This is a genomic window from Dorea sp. YH-dor226 (genome assembly GCF_039832105.1).
In the GTDB taxonomy this organism is placed as follows: Bacteria; Bacillota; Clostridia; order Lachnospirales; family Lachnospiraceae; genus Dorea_A.
On the sequence record NZ_JBDOHS010000012.1, the window covers coordinates 40,477 to 59,195 of the forward strand.

General features: G+C 42.4%; 14 protein-coding genes. 3 read left to right on the forward strand and 11 right to left on the reverse strand.

The genetic code is table 11. From position 1 onward, the window contains the following. Nucleotides 1-100: 100 nt before the first annotated feature. From asnS to ABE547_RS10880, 11 genes are all read right to left on the reverse strand, one after another. Nucleotides 101-1,492: an asparagine--tRNA ligase gene (gene asnS, locus ABE547_RS10830; protein ID WP_347378793.1), complete on the reverse strand. Its 1,392-nt coding sequence runs from the start codon at nucleotides 1,490-1,492 to the stop codon at nucleotides 101-103. Between the two features lie 223 nt (nucleotides 1,493-1,715). Then, nucleotides 1,716-3,098, reverse strand: coding sequence for a NosD domain-containing protein (locus ABE547_RS10835; RefSeq protein ID WP_347378794.1), 1,383 nt, complete (start codon nucleotides 3,096-3,098; stop codon nucleotides 1,716-1,718). A gap of 54 nt (nucleotides 3,099-3,152) precedes the next feature. Beyond that, the gene (locus ABE547_RS10840) at nucleotides 3,153-4,637 is read right to left on the reverse strand and encodes a glycoside hydrolase family 32 protein (protein WP_235248410.1); all 1,485 of its coding nucleotides are present in this window, start codon (nucleotides 4,635-4,637) and stop codon (nucleotides 3,153-3,155) included. A gap of 24 nt (nucleotides 4,638-4,661) precedes the next feature. Further along, nucleotides 4,662-5,492: a carbohydrate ABC transporter permease gene (locus ABE547_RS10845; RefSeq protein ID WP_235248408.1), complete on the reverse strand. Its 831-nt coding sequence runs from the start codon at nucleotides 5,490-5,492 to the stop codon at nucleotides 4,662-4,664. 31 nt (nucleotides 5,493-5,523) lie between these two features. Then, the gene (locus tag ABE547_RS10850; protein WP_235248406.1) at nucleotides 5,524-6,408 is read right to left on the reverse strand and encodes a sugar ABC transporter permease; all 885 of its coding nucleotides are present in this window, start codon (nucleotides 6,406-6,408) and stop codon (nucleotides 5,524-5,526) included. An 89-nt stretch (nucleotides 6,409-6,497) separates the two neighbouring features. Beyond that, nucleotides 6,498-7,733 carry a sugar ABC transporter substrate-binding protein gene (locus ABE547_RS10855; RefSeq protein WP_347378795.1) on the reverse strand — a complete coding sequence of 412 codons (1,236 nt, stop codon included), beginning with the start codon at nucleotides 7,731-7,733 and terminating at the stop codon, nucleotides 6,498-6,500. Nucleotides 7,734-8,089: 356 nt separating this feature from the next. Beyond that, nucleotides 8,090-9,073 carry a LacI family DNA-binding transcriptional regulator gene (locus ABE547_RS10860; RefSeq protein WP_235248403.1) on the reverse strand — a complete coding sequence of 328 codons (984 nt, stop codon included), beginning with the start codon at nucleotides 9,071-9,073 and terminating at the stop codon, nucleotides 8,090-8,092. Nucleotides 9,074-9,100: 27 nt separating this feature from the next. Further along, nucleotides 9,101-9,991 carry an aldose 1-epimerase family protein gene (locus ABE547_RS10865; protein ID WP_347378796.1) on the reverse strand — a complete coding sequence of 297 codons (891 nt, stop codon included), beginning with the start codon at nucleotides 9,989-9,991 and terminating at the stop codon, nucleotides 9,101-9,103. Nucleotides 9,992-10,202: 211 nt separating this feature from the next. Continuing rightward, complete coding sequence (locus ABE547_RS10870) at nucleotides 10,203-10,760, reverse strand: hypothetical protein (RefSeq protein WP_347378797.1); 558 nt, start codon at nucleotides 10,758-10,760, stop codon at nucleotides 10,203-10,205. Nucleotides 10,761-10,782: 22 nt separating this feature from the next. Beyond that, on the reverse strand, nucleotides 10,783-12,414 hold the full coding sequence (locus ABE547_RS10875; RefSeq protein ID WP_347378798.1) for a sodium:solute symporter: 1,632 nt from the start codon (nucleotides 12,412-12,414) through the stop codon (nucleotides 10,783-10,785). Continuing rightward, nucleotides 12,407-14,434, reverse strand: a complete 2,028-nt coding sequence (locus ABE547_RS10880; RefSeq protein WP_347378799.1) for a TIM-barrel domain-containing protein — start codon at nucleotides 14,432-14,434, stop codon at nucleotides 12,407-12,409. The genes ABE547_RS10875 and ABE547_RS10880 overlap by 8 nt, the downstream gene beginning before the upstream one ends. 257 nt (nucleotides 14,435-14,691) lie before the next feature. Between ABE547_RS10880 and ABE547_RS10885 the strand changes: the two genes are divergently transcribed. The 3 genes from ABE547_RS10885 to ABE547_RS10895 all read left to right on the forward strand — a co-directional run bounded on the left by ABE547_RS10885 (nucleotide 14,692) and on the right by ABE547_RS10895 (nucleotide 18,699). Beyond that, nucleotides 14,692-15,744, forward strand: coding sequence for a substrate-binding domain-containing protein (locus ABE547_RS10885; protein ID WP_347378800.1), 1,053 nt, complete (start codon nucleotides 14,692-14,694; stop codon nucleotides 15,742-15,744). 106 nt (nucleotides 15,745-15,850) lie between these two features. After that, nucleotides 15,851-17,806 carry an InlB B-repeat-containing protein gene (locus ABE547_RS10890; protein ID WP_347378801.1) on the forward strand — a complete coding sequence of 652 codons (1,956 nt, stop codon included), beginning with the start codon at nucleotides 15,851-15,853 and terminating at the stop codon, nucleotides 17,804-17,806. A gap of 386 nt (nucleotides 17,807-18,192) precedes the next feature. Continuing rightward, nucleotides 18,193-18,699: a QueT transporter family protein gene (locus tag ABE547_RS10895; protein ID WP_347378802.1), complete on the forward strand. Its 507-nt coding sequence runs from the start codon at nucleotides 18,193-18,195 to the stop codon at nucleotides 18,697-18,699. The last annotated feature ends 20 nt before the right edge of the window (nucleotides 18,700-18,719 follow it).

Genomic DNA, 18,719 nt, shown 5'->3' on the forward strand with positions numbered 1-18,719 from the left:
ACCCTCCTGTATGGGGACGGAGGATTTTTAAAAATCCTCCGTCCCAAATTAAAAATGCCCTGTCCCCTTTTGCTCATAAAGTTATCCACATTATCCACATTTATAATTCGCAGTTTCCCACAGTTCTTGGGAAAGGTACCACATCGCGGATATTGCCCATTCCAGTCAGATACATAACGCATCTTTCAAATCCAAGTCCAAATCCGGAATGTCTGGTAGAACCATACTTACGAAGATCCAGATAGAATTTGTAATCTTCTTCTTTTAATCCAAGTTCGTTCATTCTGGTCAGAAGTTTCTCGTAATCATCTTCTCTCTGGCTTCCGCCGATGATCTCACCGATTCCCGGCACAAGGCAATCCACAGCTGCGACTGTCTTGCCATCATCATTTAATTTCATATAGAATGCTTTAATTTCCTTCGGATAGTCTGTTACGAATACCGGACGCTTAAATACCTCTTCTGTCAGATAACGTTCATGCTCTGTCTGAAGGTCGGTTCCCCAGGATACCTTATATTCAAATTTATCATTATGCTTTTCCAGAAGTTCCACTGCTTCTGTATAGGTGATTCTTGCAAAATCAGAAGATGCTACATTATGGAGTCTTTCCAGAAGTCCCTTATCTACAAATGAGTTAAAGAAATTCATCTCTTCCGGCGCATTTTCCAGCACATAATTAATCACATATTTCAGCATGGACTCTGCAAGGATCATATCATCATCCAGATCAGCAAATGCCATCTCAGGCTCGATCATCCAGAATTCCGCTGCGTGACGTGTTGTGTTGGAGTTCTCTGCACGGAATGTCGGGCCAAATGTATAGATATTGCGGAATGCCTGTGCATAGGTCTCCCCATTCAGCTGTCCACTTACCGTAAGGCTTGTCTCTTTTCCAAAGAAATCCTGTGAGTAATCCACACTTCCGTCCTCATTCTTTGGAACATTCTCCATATCCAGTGTTGTCACTCTGAACATCTCACCCGCACCCTCACAGTCACTTCCTGTGATCAGCGGAGTATGCACATAGACAAATCCTCTCTCCTGGAAGAACTTATGAATCGCATAGGCAGTCAGTGAACGCACACGGAATACTGCCTGGAACGTATTGGTCCTCGGTCTCAGATGTGAGATCGTACGCAGGAATTCAAAGCTGTGACGCTTCTTCTGAAGCGGATAGTCCGGAGCGGATGCGCCTTCCACTTCTACGGTATCTGCCTGTATCTCAAAAGGCTGCTTTGCCTGAGGTGTTGCAACCAGTGTTCCTGTCACGATGATCGCTGCACCTACATTCAGCTTGGATATCTCTGCAAAATTGACCATTTTGTCATGGTATACCACCTGGAGTGGCTCAAAAAATGTTCCATCATTTACTACAATAAATCCAAATGTCTTGGAATCTCTGATGCTTCGAACCCATCCTCCGATCGTAAGCTTCTGATTAATGTACTTCTCCTTATTCTTATATAATTCTCGAATCGTTATCAAATCCATACCATTTTACTCCTTTTATTTATTCCTCATGTATATAGGCACTTTGCAGTAATTATAACACATTTACAAAATATTTTAAAGGGCAGAACAATGATCCCTTTTCCTAGTCATATGAATCTGCATATATCAACAGCAAGACACCTGCTGCCACAGTCAGGACAACACAAACAGGACAGCGCATGGCTGTCCTGTTCATGTATCGTTAATTCTATTCTATATTTCTTTACAGTCCAATCTCTGGAATAGCTCTGAACACATTCACAGTCCTGTCCATCACCACCTGGCTTTCACTTCCGCAGTCCAGGACTACATTCTGCATTGCTTCTTTTTCCACAAGCACAGCCACCGCATCAAGCGCTTTTAACCTGTCAATCGTAAGGAGTGCACCTACCTGTGCCGAGAAACATGCATCTTCATCCTGAAGCATTGCCGTCTGCGTTTCCACAGAATAATCCGTTTCCTTTGATTCTGTAGTCGTAACAATATGATTGTTAGCAATATAGTTGCCCTTTCCTGCAACAACATGTATAATTACCGGAACCGTTCCTGTCGGCTTAATATACTGCGTATCAATTGTTTCGGATATATGATTGGCTATCACAGAATTATAATTTCCGCTGATACGGATGAGTCCATACCGGTCATCCAGCCCATTATCATATCCCTGCATCGGCGGCCATGGCTCATGATCGCGCAGGAAATGATTGGATGAAACAAGATTTTCCGAGCAATTTCCTGTCATCACCAGCATTCCCGGATAAAAGGAATGAAATCTGTTACCGGTAACGGATGAACGCACCACACCATCAAAATGAACACTGCTTGTACCGCGCGGGAATACATTGTTTGACGTAATCAATAATCCCCCGAAGTTCTGCGCATAAATGGAATATCCATTGTACCCCGCACCAATCAGATTATCCGTAATCTTGGATGCCTGTCCTGATCCGCGAAGCTCAATACAATTGCCACACTCTGCAATAAAATTGTCATGAATGGACATAGCATCTGCATTGTAGCTCACAACTCCATGCTCCAGATAGATAATTCCCATTCCCGTAATTCTGAATGAATCCTGCGCACTTGCAATATAAATGCCCGTTTTTCCATTCATATATGTATTTTCCGGGTCATGATTCCCAGAACCATCATCAACAAAATGAAGACCGTCAATACAGAAATTTTCAAATTCTACAGAACTGATACGGGGATCTCCGCTCCGTTTTACATAAAACGCTGCTCCGGAACCTCCATCATCGCCATCCTCCGGCTTGAGTTCCACAAGCACCCGACTGCCTCCCGGCCATACTTCATGCCAACGTGACAAGTCACTCTCCGAAGTATTAAATCGAATACTGGAAGAAGTAAACCCATGCCCGGATCCCATTATTTTCAAATAGCTGATATCTATGATCACCTGCGTGCGAAGATGATAATCGCCTGACGGAATATAGATTACCGCACCCGGCTTTCCTTCCTCATTTCTGTCCTTTTCCGTCTGCCTGCTTTTAATGTCTGCAATGATACTATTAATTACTTCCCCGATATCTTCATATGGGTTTCCAACTTTCCATTCCGTTACGTCATAATAATTTTTACTCGCCATTCACAACTCCTCCTGCAAGTCTTCACTGATATGTCTTGATTATACGTTCAATTTCTATCTGAAACAATCCTTCATTCCGTAAGACTCGTACGCTTTAATCACTGCTTTTCCTCCGTATGTACGAATCTTCAGCTGATTCTGTCCATCCGAAGCAAATATATTGTTGGACTGATTCTTTCGGTACTGGTCAGTAAAGATCTCAAGCGAACTCTGATCAGAAAATATATGAACATCCAATTCTTTTTTCCCTTTCAAATTCATTACACTTCTTGAGATTCCCCTGCTCCATGCATCAGCTTCATCTCTGTCCACCCGCATTTCTGCTTTCTGGAAATCAAACAGGCACACGGTTCTTTTTCCTTCTCCACAGCGCATACTTACTTCCAGTTGATCTGCATCTGTTTCATTGAGATCTATTTTAAATTTCATCTCAAAAGAAATTCCGTCTCCTGCCGTCAGTTCTGTTTCCTCTTCTGTCACAACAAGTACATCTTCATGCCTTGGATTTTCTCGGATCATTTGTAATTCATTGATTGGTAAAAATTGTAATGTTCCATCTTCCATCATGCGTACTTCACGCGGAACGTTGAAGAATCCACACCAACCTTCTTTGTATGTCGGTCCCCAGTCTTTCCATAACGGCATCCATTCCCATTCATTAGACCAGCTGACCAAAATTCTTCTTCCGTCCGGTGCAAGAAATGACTGTGGTGCATAATAGTCAAATCCCCAGTCAATCTCATTGCAGATACTGTAGTCGAATCTCCCTGTTTTATAGTCAAAGTCTCCGACCAGATATACGGAAGTATGCTCTCCTGATTTCATGGGTGAAAATGTCAGAACATACTTGTCACCCAGTTGAAAAAAGTCCGGGCACTCCCACATAAAGCCCCATTCTCCACGACTTTCTGCCAGTACATTGAAAAATGACCAGTGAAACATATCCTTAGACCGATACAACAATGCCTGCCCGTTATTATTACAACTGGCACCACACACCATATAAAAAGTATCCTCATGTTTCCATATCTTGGGGTCTCTGAACAATTCCGGAGTTACCCCCTCCGGCGCCTTCACTACCGGATTCCCTGAATATTTTTCAAAATGAATCCCATCATCACTGTAAGCGATGCACTGCGTCGGCTCAAAACCATTTCCTTCATTCGTGACTCCCGTATACATCAGAAACAATTTTCCGTCATGTTCAATGGCGCTTCCCGAAAAGCAACCACCTTTCTGGTGATCATCATATGTTTCACTAGGTGCAAGTGCCAGTGGGAGATACTCCCAGTGCACCATGTCATCACTGACTGCATGTCCCCAATGCATACTGTCCCAAAAGCCACTATATGGATTGTACTGGAAAAAGAAGTGATATTTTCCCCTGAAGTAAATCAATCCATTAGGGTCATTCAGCCATCCGGTCTGCGCCATAAAATGATAATGCTGACGCATTTTGCCGTTTTTTACGATATCTTTTTTTGCATCAATTTCATGTTGAGCCTTTTCAATATTTTTCAGCATTAATTCTTTAGACATAAGACTCCTTTCTCTGTTACCTTTCTATCCTTTTACTGCTCCCGCTGTCATACCACTTACAATATATTTTTGCGCTGCAAGAGATATAATCATTACCGGGAAGCTGAATACAAATGCTCCGGCGCACATTGGTCCAAGATCCAGATTATATGCAGACAGGAATCCCGCAAGGCCGACTGTAAACGTCTTTGCTTCCGTACTTGTAAGAAGCAGAGCAACAAGGAAGTCATTCCATGCAAGAAACAGTGTAAATATAAATGCAGTTGCCAGTCCCGGCGTACAAATTGGTAATATGACTTTTCTGAATGTCTGAAGGCTGCTGGCTCCATCAACATATGCCGCCTCATCCAGAGTTGTCGGTATTCCTTCATAGAAACTTAACATCGTCCACATGACAAAAGGCATATTAATAGCCGCATATACAATAACCAATGCTATCCTTGTATCATACAGTCCCAGATCACATATCAGTTCATAGATTGGAACTACAATACTTGATGTTGGTATCATTTTCAGACACAGTACAAGCACTACAAGAAAGACCGACAATTTTGCTCCGGATCGTTGAATCGCATATGCTGCAAGGGATCCTAATATAAGAGCAATAATCGTACTTAAAATGGCCGCCGTCAAACTATTAACCAGATACTGTGCTGCATCCATTCGTTCAAACAGTCCCAGAAAATTTTCCACCGAAAAAACTTTCGGAAAGAACTTCGGAGGGACAGCAATTACTTCTGAGCCAGGCTTAAAAGAACAGCACACTACATAAATATATGGGAACAGCCAGAATACCGTAAGGATCACAGACAAAGCAATTCCTATATTTTTTCCTATGCTAATTTTTCTCTTCACTTTCTTATCCTCCTTACACTTCATTTACCTGCTAGTTCAGTTTTTTCTTTGGATTCCATAAACTCTGCATAAATACCAAAGTAAATATAACTAATACAGCAATGAAGATCACAGCCATGGCACTTGCATATCCAACCTGATTATATCTTGCCAGTGTCTTATAGATAATAATACTAATGGTTTCTGATGAACTGTTTGGTCCGCCTTCTGTCATAGCCCAGATAATATCAAATGTCCTTGCCGCATCAATAATTCTTACAGACAGTGCAGTCAGCAATACCGGTTTAATATTCGGAAGTTTAATCATCATAATCTGCTGGAACATATTCGCACCATCGATTTTTGCAGCTTCCAGCATGCTGGAATCCAGCCCCTGAAGTCCGGCAAGTGTCATCAACATCATAAATGGCGTTGTCAACCATATATCTGCAATACAGCATGCAAGCAACGACCATTTTGTATCGGCAAGCCACAGAATATCACTGCTGCTTGCCAAAATTCCGACTCTTGTAAGAAGTTCATTTACAATACCAAAGCTGGAGCTCATCATCAATTTCCATGTAAGACCAGCAACCAGCGGTGCAATCATAAGCGGAGCCATCATTAGCGAGCGGATAATTTTGCTTCCACGATAATTCAATTCAAAAAACAAAGCAAAAAGCAGTCCGATTACCGTTTCTAAACCTACGGCAACAACAATATATACCACCGTGTTTTTCAGCTGTTTCAGGAATCCTCCAGCGGTAAATGCCCGTATGTAATTATCTAAGCCTATAAACGTTTTTTCTCCGGTTATTCCTATTTCAAAAAAGCTGTCAATTACCATCGTGATTATGGGATATATCAGAAACGCACCCATAAATATCGCACCGGGTAAAAAGAATAGTAATAATGTTTTTCTTGAAATTAATCTCATCTTGGTTAACCACCTTTTTAATATAGAGGGCGATCCCTCGGCACACCTGACACCTCGGAAACGCCCTCTATTATCTACTTCATTGTCAGTTATTGACCGATTGCTTCAATCTCTGCTGCTGCTGATTCCAGTGTAGACTCAATATCAGCTCCGCCAAGACAGGATTCTACAACTCCCACAAGAACTTCCTCAATCTGAGACCATGTAGTTACCATTGGTCTTGCCTGAGACTGTGCAGCTCCTAATGTCTCAAGAACTGCTGTTGTATGTTCATTTCCTGCTTCTTTTCCTGCTTCTTCATATACAGATGTTCTTCCTGCAATCTTTAATGTAAGACCCATATAATCCCCATTATGCTCATACATATACTCAACGTATTTTTTAGCCATCTCTTTGTTAGCAGAATTCTTCATAACGCACTCATACCATGGACCTGTTGTCGCACCAACTCCTGCACTTCCGCCAATCATCGGAGCACAGCCAACTTTATCTGCGCCTAATGCTTCAACTGCTGCCGGATACTGATGGCTCCAGTTCAGCTGCATAGCAACTTTTCCATTTGTGAATAATTCCTGAGATTCAGTTGCTGCTGTTGACAGAGAATCTGCCGGTGTATAATCTGCATTTGCATTTTCAACCATGAAGTTCAGAGCATCTACGTATGCCTGATCTGTAATATTTACTTTTCCATCTTTATCAAACACAAGGCCTTCTGCTCCTGCCTGGCAGGCAAAATCAAGGAATGAGCAAACTGCATCGGAACCACTTCCAAATACGGTTGTTCCGTACATATCATCTGTTTTAAGTTCTTCTGCAAGTGCCTGATATTCTTCCCATGTTGTCGGAACCTTATCTTCCGGAATCAGATCTTTTCTGTAAATAAGAACTTTTGCATTTACCCACATTGGATATCCTAACAGGTTGCCATCAAGAGTTCCGCTCTCCTGAAGTGTAGGAAGGAAATCACTTGTATCTGCATCATTAACCGGCTCAATAGCATCTTTAAATGCTGCCAGCCATACAACATCCAGACATCCCACATCGTGTGTAGCTTCCCCTGCCTTAATCTCTGTTGAAAGCTTGTCATACATACCCGTATAAGCAACTGCATCAACAACAACTTTACATCCCGTCTCTTCTTCAAATGCTGCTGCCGTCTCATTAGCTAATGCTTCTGCCGGAGAACCACTCTCAACTAAAACCGTAATGCTGTCCCCTTTGGATTCCTCTCCGGAACTCTCTTCCTCTTTAGAGCTTCCGCATCCAACCAACATAGTTCCTACCATTGCCGCTACAAGCAACAGGCTTATAAGTCTTCTTTTCATACCTTTTCCTCCTTTTTTTGACTTAGACTTATAGGTTACTTTTATATAATGACCCATTCTCAGACTACTCCTGTACATACTTACAGGATTCCGAGCTCCGGTCCATCATATTCTCCCACCTATGCCTCAACATGGAACGGGTTCCATATTGAGTAAAAAAATAATTGTTTTACCAATGATTCCTGTTTTATAGCAGTGGTGGAACCCGTTCCACATTTGCTATAAAACATAAGAGAATCATCTTCTCTATGATTTCATTATATCTTTTTTGGCATATATGTCAATACACTTTTTATCAAGAGGCGTTTTTTGTTTGTTTTCAACAATTTCATCCGTTGATTTTTATGCATATTTCATTATACAATCGTGGTGTTCCCCTTTCTAAGCAGCACACCAAGCACCACTTCTTTATTATTATACTCTTTACCTCCTATCAGATTGCGCAGCAAGCGCACGGACTCCTTTGCAAGACCCTCTATCGGCTGTACAATAGAAGTCATCTGCGGTTCGACTAATTCCGTAATAAAGGTCCCGTCATAGGCAACAAATTTTACATCTCGCGGCACTTTAAGATGTCTCCGAATCGACTCATTCATGCACTCGATCGCAAGTCCATCTGCCCCAAAAACCCCGTCAAACTCTATTCCTTTCGAGAATACGTCCCGTACGGCCTCTCTGTGATATTCTGAATCAAAGCGGTTCCATTCCAGTTCATATGTATAAGTTTTGATATGATTCGCTTTCATAATACGTTCAAACTCATAATGTCTTTCATGATACGGCGACTCAACAGCTCTTGATCCCATAAAATGAAGCACTTTTTTACAGCCATTACGAATTAACGTTTCTGCTGCCAGACGTCCGCCTTCTTTGTGATTCACTGCAACTACCGGGATATGCTCTCCAAGATATCGATCCAGCGCAACGATTGGTTTATGAATCTTTTTGTACTCTTCAACGTCAAGTGAATGAACACCCGTAATCACACCATCTACAATATGACGATTCAGCATATCCAGGTATTCCAGTTCTGCATTCCTTTCTTTTACGGTATTACAGATCATCATCTTATATCCCGCTTCATACAATTCCGCTTCCGCATAATCCACAAATTCTGTAAAAAACGGATTCGACACATTTGGCACCAGCACAGCAATGATCCCTGACCGTTTATGATAAAGATTTCTTGCCAGTTCATTCGGAGTATAATTAAGCTCCCGCATCGCAACTTCAATCTTTTCTCTGGTCTCTTCTGCAACATATCCGCTGTCGTTCAACATTCTGGATACTGTTCCTACACCGACACCTGCTCTCTTGGCAACATCTTTAATTCCAGCCACTGCTCTTCACCCTCACATTATCCCTTCTTACACTCTGATCTTATACTCTGCGGCAAATTCTTCCCCCGGCTTTAATACCTGCTCCCATTCCCGGTCTTTCAGTTCACCTGCAAACACTTCGCTGTCACAGCGTCCGTACCACGGCTCAATACAGACAAACGGAGCATTTTTCTTCGGAGGTGACCAGATTCCTACCAATGGCGCATCAAACTCTACTGCAAGAATCTCTTCCCCACTCGCATCTATCAATGCCACTCTCTGTACCTGCGCGTTCTCAATCACTTTTGCATCATTGTCAAACGTATGCTCTGTAATCGGCAGCAATCCATGATTTAATTCAACCGTTTCATGCTCCGTGGTGACTGTACCTCCCTGTCCGAAGATTGTATTTACAAAGGCATTCACATCATTGCCATCTCCGTCCTGAAGCCGAATCGCATAATCCGTCTGCTTCTCGCCCTTACACAACGGGCAGTTAAAGGCAGGATGTGCTCCGATTGAAAAATACAGATCCGTTTCTGCCGGGTTCTTCACTCTCCACATAACCTTCACTCCGTCTTCCAGAAGCCGATAGCCAATCTCCAGGCGAAACGCAAACGGATAGATCATTCTGCTGCTCTCATCATCCTCCAATGAAAACCACACTGTATCCTCTGTCCGGCTTACCAGCACAAATTCTCTGTCTCTTGCGAATCCATGCTGTCCAATCCTGTATTCCTCGCCATTATGCCGGTACACACCATTTTTCACTCCTCCTACAAATGGGAACAGTACCGGTGATGTCCGGTTCCAGTACGCAGGATCAGCGCACCATAAATATTCGGTATCCGTATCCATGTTATATAAAGACTTAAGCTCTGCACCGTGAAGATTCACTTCAATCTTTAAATTTTCGTTTTTCAATACGACATCTGACATTTCAAACTACCCCTTCCATCCTTTGCCGGCTTCTGAATCTGCCGAAAGCTTCTCTGCTTAACATATATATAATTTTAGTATAGCAATTATAAAAAGTCAATTTTGCAATCTGACCGTTTTGTCTTTTGTCGCAGTAATTCTGACCGTCAGGCAGACAACAAAGAACTCACACATTGTAATTTGTGTGAGTTCTTTGCTGCTCTGTGATATGTCAAGACAGAAGTGACTGTGTCTTCATAAAATTTTCCGCAAATCTTTTTTCTACCGATGGTAAATTCTTAAAGTCCACTTTTTGTAGAAAACCATCCACCAAAAATAGTGTGTCTTTTTTTCCACGGCCATAAAATGTCTGCTCCGGCAGATAGATTGTCTTTTGTTCCGTCAGTTCAAAATGATATTTCTGAAACATTTTTCTCATCTTTTTATTTAACTGAATCTTTTTTTCCACTTCTTCCAGAAGCGCTCCACTACTCCGGGTTCCCTGCAGAACATAATCCTCATCTACATCAAGCGTCCTAAGTTCCAGACAGTTCTGTTCGTCCCTCTTATATACAGAAACATCTTCACTGATTTCACTGGCAATAAAATCATATCTTTCTGCAGTTTCCCGCACATAATAAGAGACTGCTGTGTAAGGAATGTAGTACAGTTCTCCATCATAGATCGTTGTTCTTCCATATTTTGTTACCGCAATCATCGTTCGAAGAAAGTCAGCCAGAATCTCCCGATTCTCACGTCCATTTTCACGCTGCAGACATTCTATTTTCATCCGATCTTCACCTCGATTTTGATTAGATTAATGCAAGGATAATACACTGAATTACAAAGAACGCAATCAATGCATATCCGATCTTGTCCAGTTTTCCAGGAACAACATAGTAACCATCAGCATCTTTTTCTTTAATCTTTCCTGCAACGGCAAGCTGCATCACATTGCTGATCGTCAGCTGATCTCCGGTTGCTGTCTCAAATGCAAATTCTCCGACAACTTCTTTCTGTGCTTCCCTGCGATTTGTAAGAATACTTACAATATAACCCACTGCAAACGCTACCAGGAAACCAAAGAAATTCCACCACAAAGATCCAATATCTGTACAGAGGAACATATAAAGGTCTACAATAAGGCCAGTAATGATCGCTGCAATACAACCCTTTTCATTTCCTTTTTTACAGAATACAGCGAGTGTAAATGCACTGAGCATACATGGATAGAACATTGGTCCAATCACATTTATGATGTCAAGTACAGTTCCGAGGCCTCCGAGGAACAGGGCAAATATTGTTGCAAAAACACCCCAGAACAACGTCATATAGCGTGATACTTTCAGACATTGTTCATCTGTTGCTTCCGGTTTCCATTTTTTATAGAAATCATTAATCGTTACGGTCGCAAGTGAATTCAAAGCAGAGTCAACACTGGACATACCTGCGGCAAAAACACCTGCAGTGACCAGTCCTGCAATTCCTACCGGAAGATACTGTGTAATAAAAGTAAGCATTACATAGTCAGAATTTTCAAATGTCTTTCCGCCAAATGTTGTAAAGAGGCAGATACCCGCGAACAGGAAGGCAAGTGTCTGAATCGGAACGATAAAACCTGCCAGTGAAAGAGAAAGCTTTGTCTCTCGAATGGACTTTGCAGTCAGTACACGCTGTACCTGACTCTGATCGGTTCCGAGATATGTCAGATACAGGAATCCGGAACCAAGAAGGCCTCCCCAGAAGCTGTATGGATTATCCAGCCCCAGACTGAAATCCAGTCCCCGCACCATATTATTAGAAGCTGCATTGGCCAGGATTGTGCCAAGTCCGCCGTCTGTTGTAAAGATCGGGATCAGAATGGCAAGAATAACGCCCAGCCAGATCACGAACATCTGCACAACATCCGTCCAGATAACAGCAGAAATTCCACCTGTAATGGTATATGCAATTGCAAAGATTCCCATGATCAGAATTGCTATTTTCGTATCTATTCCCAGGATCATGGATAACGCGAGTGCCGGTCCAAACATAACAACAGCTGTCTGAAGTCCTCTGGAGAGGAGGAAAATGGCTGCCATCAAAGTCCTGGACTTTGATCCAAAACGTTTTTCCAGATACTCATAGATACTGACAACCTTTGTATTATAGAAAAACGGTACAAAAGTTGTCATTAAGATTACCATAACCAGTGGGAACTGGAATGTATAAGTCAGTCGCTGAAGGCCACTTGTATATCCCCATCCCGGCATTCCGATAAAGGAAACAGCCGAACACTGTGTCGCCATTACGGAAAGACCAATCGCCCACCACGGAATCTTTCTGCTTCCAAGGAAATAAGATTCTGTATTTGTATTGGATTTTCCGACTCTTGTTCCAAGAAACAGCATTGCTCCAAAATATACCACTAAGACGATCCAGTTAATTACACCAAAGTTACCCATTAAAGATTCCCTCCTTCTCTTGTTTTACAAATACCGGTATTTCATCAATTGCTGCAGTACATGTTATGGTTTGTCCTCCGGTAATTTTTTCTTTACTGTGAATCTGTATCCACTCTCCTTTTGGGAGATATACCTTCCGCTCTCTTTCTCCACTATATAAGACCGGTGCTACCATAATATCCGGGCCGAACATATACTGATCTTCGATATCCCATGCTTTATTGTCATCCGGATAATCAAAGAACAGCGGACGCATAACAGGATATCCCTTTTCGTGTGCGATACACATCTGTTCTTTTATATATGGCCGCATTTTTTCACGAAGATACATATACTTTTTACAGATCTCATATACCTCATCTCCAAATGACCACACTTCGTTCGCAGAACCGCTTGTATATCTCCATTCCTTTGCATTTTTTCCCGTAAATACAAGGTCTGCCGGATCTGTCACGACCGGACTTCGAAATCCATGCAACCGGAATACCGGACAGAATGTTCCAAATTCAAACCAGCGCACCAGGCATTCTCTGAATTCAGGTGAGTCCGCATTTCCTCCATGAAAACCGCCAATATCAGTCGTCCACCAGGGAATTCCGGAAAGGCCCATATTCATGCCGGCCGCAACCTGGTTGCGAAGTGACTGGAAATCAGAAGCGACATCTCCTGTCCATACCAGAGATCCATATCTCTGGGAGCCTGCCCATGCGCAGCGCGTCAGGCTTAAGATCTCTTCTTCTCCTTCTGCTTTACGTCCTTCATAGACCATTCTGGCAAAATCTTTTGGATAGAGATTGCCGACCTCCTTATCTGCACCTTTGAAGAAACGATAATTTTCATACTCATATCTGGTAACCTCCGGTTCACACTCATCCAGCCAGAACAGGTGAATACCCTTATCGTAATAGTGTGCTTTCAGCTTCTGCCAGACGAATGCTCTTGCGTCCGGATTGGTAGCATCCATATAAGTATCCTTATTCTTAATATTGAATCTGGAACCTGCTTCCGTCCGGATCAGATATCCCATTTCTTCCATGTATTTATAGTTTTCACTTGCCTCCTCGACAGTTGGCCATACCGACACCATAAGTTCGATTCCCATTTCCTTCAACTCCCGGACCATCCCATCCGGATCCGGCCAGAATTCAGGATCAAACCGGAAATCCCCCTGTGCGGTCCAATGGAAAAAGTCAATTACAATCACCGAGATCGGAAGCCCTCTGCGCTTATATTCTCTGGCAACATTCAATAATTCTTCCTGTGTCCGGTATCGAAGCTTACACTGCCAGAAACCGGTCGCATAATCCGGCATCATCGGAGCTCTTCCGGTCACATTCGTATAAGCTTCCATAATTTCTGCCGGTGTATCTCCCGCAGTGATCCAGTAGTCCATCTGCTTAGTCGAATCGGCGATCCATTCCGTCAGATTACGTCCGAAGATCGCTTTTCCAATTGCAGGATTGTTCCACAACAGGCCATATCCCCTGCTGGAAAGTGTAAACGGAACAGAAATCTGAGAATTACGCTGTGCCAGTTCCAGAGAACAGCCTTTCAGATCCAGATAAGGATGCGTATATTCTCCCATTCCGTAAAACCGTTCATCCTCTTTTGCTTCAAATTTTACGGACAGTTTAAAGTTACTGGTTCCAGGATATGGAACAAAAGTACGTGGCGCAATTTCCAGCGCACTGTCCGGTTCACCGGGAGCACTTTCACGAAATCTGTTTTTATCATATTCTTCAAGAAGAAGTTGTCCTTCCTGATTATAAAACTTCATTTTCCCTGTGCACAATACCTCGCATCTTATCTTGCCGTTTTCTATGGCTGCTGTTTTCCCGTCAATTGTGATGCGGTCATCTTCGGCTTTCTCCTGCGGATCAATGAGCGCAGACAGATCCTGATCAAAAAAATCATGATTATGAGTTGCCCTTATTCGAAGTCCATTTTTTCCATAAGGTTCAATGCACAACAATTCCTTGTCAAACCGCCGGTACAATTTTCCGTTCTTTTCATATAACACTTCATTTCCCCCTTCCCTCCGCATCATTTAACACGTGTTAAATAGAAAATAACAGCATTTCCATTTTTTGTCAATATTAATATTATTATTACTTTTTAACACGTGTTAATTCATTAAAATGCATAATTTTCGCATGTGTTTTTCAGCAATTATTACCACATTCAAGAATTCATCCGCAAATCATCCGAAACGACTGGTCAGAAATTCTTTTATTTGCTAAAATGAACTATAAATATCTGAAAAGGTGTGAATCTATTATGCCCAAAAACTACTCGAGACTGACATTAGAAGAGATTTCGGCGGAGATCAACGTATCCCGTACAACCATATATAAAGTCATCAATAATAAGGGAGTGGTCTCTGAAAAAACAAGAGAAAAAGTATTGACCGCGCTTGAAAAATATAACTATGTGCCGAATAATAACGCAAGGAATCTTGCGATGAATAAAAAATACCGGATTGCACTCATTGATTTTGAATCACCGGACGCAACCTATTTTTCTTCTTCTGTTGAGCGGGGAATCCAGCAGGTTATGCGCGACTATGGAGATCATGGATTAACCATTCAGCACTATACTTCTCCGGTTCATCATCCGGCGCAGCAGAATAAAGATATTCATGAAGCCTATGACAGGGGCATCCGCCATTTTATCATTGCTTCCGCTGACTGCACCATGATTCAGTCAGAACTGGACTGGTTGGCAGAGAACGACTGTACCGTGATCCTTCTCAGCAAAGACATTCCGGATTCTCCCTGCGATGCATTTATCGGAATTGATGAATATAAAGGCGGTAAGCTCGCCGGTGAAGTGATGGGGAAGATGATGCCGGTCGGTGGAAAGCTCCAGATTCTTATGGCAAAAGAATCTTCGTCCAACATTATGACGATCAAAACAAGGTATCAGGGATTTCTTGATAAGATCCGGACATTTTCCAATATTGAGGTACTTCCTGTTGCCAGTGATCTGTCCGGTAAAGAACAGATTCAGGAAACACTTCTGAAGATATTGGAGACACCCGGTCTGTCGGGCATATTTGATCTGACATATCAACTGGAACTGGTATCTCAGGTTCTTCGCGCCAGACATCGTGAAGATCTGAAACTGGTCGGAATTGACCTTTTTCCGGAGATTCGCAGCTATATTGCCGATAATACGATAGATGCTGTTGTTTTCCAGAACCTGGAAGCCCAGACATATCTGGCATGCAGACTTCTTTTTGAAAATATCTGCTATGGTAAGACGATAAAAAAAGAAAAATATTATTCAAAACTTGATATTATTATGAGCGAAAATCTGGAGTATTTTTAATTGGTATATACCATGAAATATTGCTATAATATGGACTGATTATAAAACATTTGGTATGACTTATGAATTACAGAAATAAAGAACGGAAATGAAAGGAGAAAAAGGTGTGTTGAAAAAAGGAAAGAGAGTTTTGGCGGTTTTGTGCGGGATATGTCTGGCATCAGGAATTTTGTCAATGAAAGCAGCCGCAACAGAGGAATTGCAGACATCCGCAATAGATGCAGAGGTGGGACAGAATGATGTGGATGCTGCCGTGGCCAGAAGCTATGGAAAATTAATCTACAATATAGCTGTTCATCCGGGGAGTAAAGATACTCTTTTATCTGTAAAAGAAAATTTATGTCCTCCAATTCAAAATCCGGAAAGCGAGCAGGTACAGGAGGCAAGAGCAGAAGCACTGTCTGATCTTTACCTGAGTGTAGCGAAACAGCCGGAAATGGGATCTCAGTTGTGTGAGTTGTTTGAAGGTTATCTTGGCGGTAAACCGGCAAATCCTTCCGAACGTGTGCAGGCAGCCGCAGTAAAGAGTCTGGGAGCATTGATGGAAGCGATTTCAATGAATCCGGAGGCAAAGAATAAGTTGTTGGAGTTGGAAGAACAGCTTAGCCCGGATATTAACAATCCGGATTCCGAAATGATTCAGGAGGCAAGAGCAGAAGCATTGTCTTATCTTTACCTGTGTGTAGCGAGACAGCCGGAAACGGGATCGGCGTTGTATGAGTTGTTTGAAGGTTTTCTTGGCGCTAAACCGGCAAATCCTTCCGAACATGTGCAGGCAGCGGCAGTAAAGAGCCTGGGAGCATTGATGGAAGCGATTTCAATGAATCCGGAAGCAAAGGATACGTTGTTGAAGTTGGAAGAGCAGCTTAGCCCGGATATTAACAATCCGGATTCTGAAATGGTACAGGTGGCACGAGCAGAAGCATTGGCTTTTCTTTACCTGGGTGTAGCGAAACAGCCGGAAATGGGACCTTGGTTGTGTGAGTTGTTTGAAGGTTTTCTTGGCGCTAAACCGGTAAATCCTTCCGAACGCGTGCAGGCAGCAGCAGTAAAGAGTCTGGGAGCATTGATGGAAGCGATTTCAATGAATCCGGAGGCCAGGAACAAGTTGTTGGATTTGGAAGAGCAACTTAGCCCGGATATGAACAATCCGGATTCCGAAATGGTACAGGTGGCACGAGCAGAAGCATTGGCTGATCTTTACCTGTGTGTAGGGAAACAGCCGGAAATGGGATCACAGTTGTGCGAATTGTTTGAAAGTTATCTTGGCGAGAAACCGGTAACTCCTTCCGAACGTGTGCAGGCGGCAGCCGTTAAGAGTTTGGGAGCATTGATCGAAGCTATTTCAATGAATTCGGATGGAAGGAATACATTGATGAATCTGGAAGAGCAGTTTAGCCCGGATATTAACAATCCGGATTCCGAAATGGTGCAGGCGGCTATGACAACGCCATGCGGTAAAATAATTGAAGCATTAGCGAAGACTCCGGATCAGAAAGATTATTTTATGGATATCCTTAAGCAATTGGGTGTAAATATTACCAATTTGCAATCCAAAAATGTACAGGCGGCAAGAGCAGAGGCTTTGCAATATCTTTACACCAAGGTTGCAGAAGTTCCGGATATGGAACCGTTTCTCAGCCAGACTTTTAAAGAACTGCTGGGATATTTTACCGTTTCTTTTGATTCTGATGGAGGAACTGCAGTTGAGCAGATAATGATACCTTATAATTCTTCCATAGATAGGCCGGCAGATCCTACGAAAGAAGGATATGTTTTTGCAGGATGGTATCTGGGAGAAAACCCGTTTGATTTTAACACTCTTATTACCAGTGATATTACATTACAGGCAAAATGGACGGAAAAGGTTATTGAGCCGGAAAATAAAGGTGACAGTCAGACATCAGGTAAGGATATGCAAATTAATATATCTAACCAGTCTGCTGTTAAAAAAGCTCCGGAGACAGGCAGTAATTTTATGATGGAAGTATGGATTGCTTTGATATTATTAAGCGGAACTGTCCTGACGGGTATGATCGTTTACAGACGAAGAAATAACTGAGAATTGATTATGCAGCGGGGTTTGCCAGTATAGGGAAAAAAGTGGTTGACCTCAAAAGTAAATTGGAAATTTATAGAATCGCCACCTCGGGCTCGGTCAAAGTTCGGGGTGGTTTTTCTATATTATAAAACATTATCTGATAAACGTAAAAACGAATGTCAGCAATGCCAGAATGAACATTCCAAAAGCCATCAAATCTATCTTTCAATTTTCATTGTGGGTAAATTGTGAGGACAGCTTGCATTTCCACTCCGTCTATGGTATACTCCATATCGTTGCAAAGCCCATAAAAATAAGGTCTACAGGGCTTTCCGGCGGTCACCGCCGTAAAATGTGCCGAGTGTTCGAGACCTTCCACTCGTAAAACAAAACTAAAGGAGACAAATATGAAAAACAAAAACATTACTTTCATGACCCAGGCAGCCATGATCGCTGCTATCTACGTGGTGCTTACCTACGTATTTGCACCATTTTCTTTTGGAGAGATTCAGGTTCGTATCTCTGAAGCACTCACTATTCTTCCGGTATTTACTCCGGCCGCTATTCCAGGACTGTTTGTAGGATGTCTGATTGGCAATATCTTAGGTGGTGCAATTCTTCCGGATATCATCTTCGGAAGCATTGCAACTTTAATCGGAGCATTTTTCACTTATCAGCTCCGCGACAAGAACCAGTTTCTTGCACCGCTGCCGCCGATGCTTGCCAATACAATCATCGTTCCGTTCGTACTTCGCTACGGTTACGGAGTTGCACTGCCGATTCCATTCATGATGCTGACGGTCGGTGTTGGTGAAGTTCTATCCTGTGGTGTACTTGGTATGATCCTTTATTATGCACTGAAAAAATACAGAAACATTGTATTTAAACCAGCAAACGGAGAAAATGCATTTTAAATTTAAATTCTTTTCAGATA

Coding starts and splice junctions, on each gene's coding strand:
- asnS (WP_347378793.1), bottom strand. CDS start 1,492: ATGGATTTGATAACGATTCGAGAATTATATAAGAATAAGGAGAAGTAC.
- ABE547_RS10835 (WP_347378794.1), bottom strand. CDS start 3,098: ATGGCGAGTAAAAATTATTATGACGTAACGGAATGGAAAGTTGGAAAC.
- ABE547_RS10840 (WP_235248410.1), bottom strand. CDS start 4,637: ATGTCTAAAGAATTAATGCTGAAAAATATTGAAAAGGCTCAACATGAA.
- ABE547_RS10850 (WP_235248406.1), bottom strand. CDS start 6,408: ATGAGATTAATTTCAAGAAAAACATTATTACTATTCTTTTTACCCGGT.
- ABE547_RS10855 (WP_347378795.1), bottom strand. CDS start 7,733: ATGAAAAGAAGACTTATAAGCCTGTTGCTTGTAGCGGCAATGGTAGGA.
- ABE547_RS10865 (WP_347378796.1), bottom strand. CDS start 9,991: ATGTCAGATGTCGTATTGAAAAACGAAAATTTAAAGATTGAAGTGAAT.
- ABE547_RS10870 (WP_347378797.1), bottom strand. CDS start 10,760: ATGAAAATAGAATGTCTGCAGCGTGAAAATGGACGTGAGAATCGGGAG.
- ABE547_RS10875 (WP_347378798.1), bottom strand. CDS start 12,414: ATGGGTAACTTTGGTGTAATTAACTGGATCGTCTTAGTGGTATATTTT.
- ABE547_RS10885 (WP_347378800.1), top strand. CDS start 14,692: ATGCCCAAAAACTACTCGAGACTGACATTAGAAGAGATTTCGGCGGAG.
- ABE547_RS10895 (WP_347378802.1), top strand. CDS start 18,193: ATGAAAAACAAAAACATTACTTTCATGACCCAGGCAGCCATGATCGCT.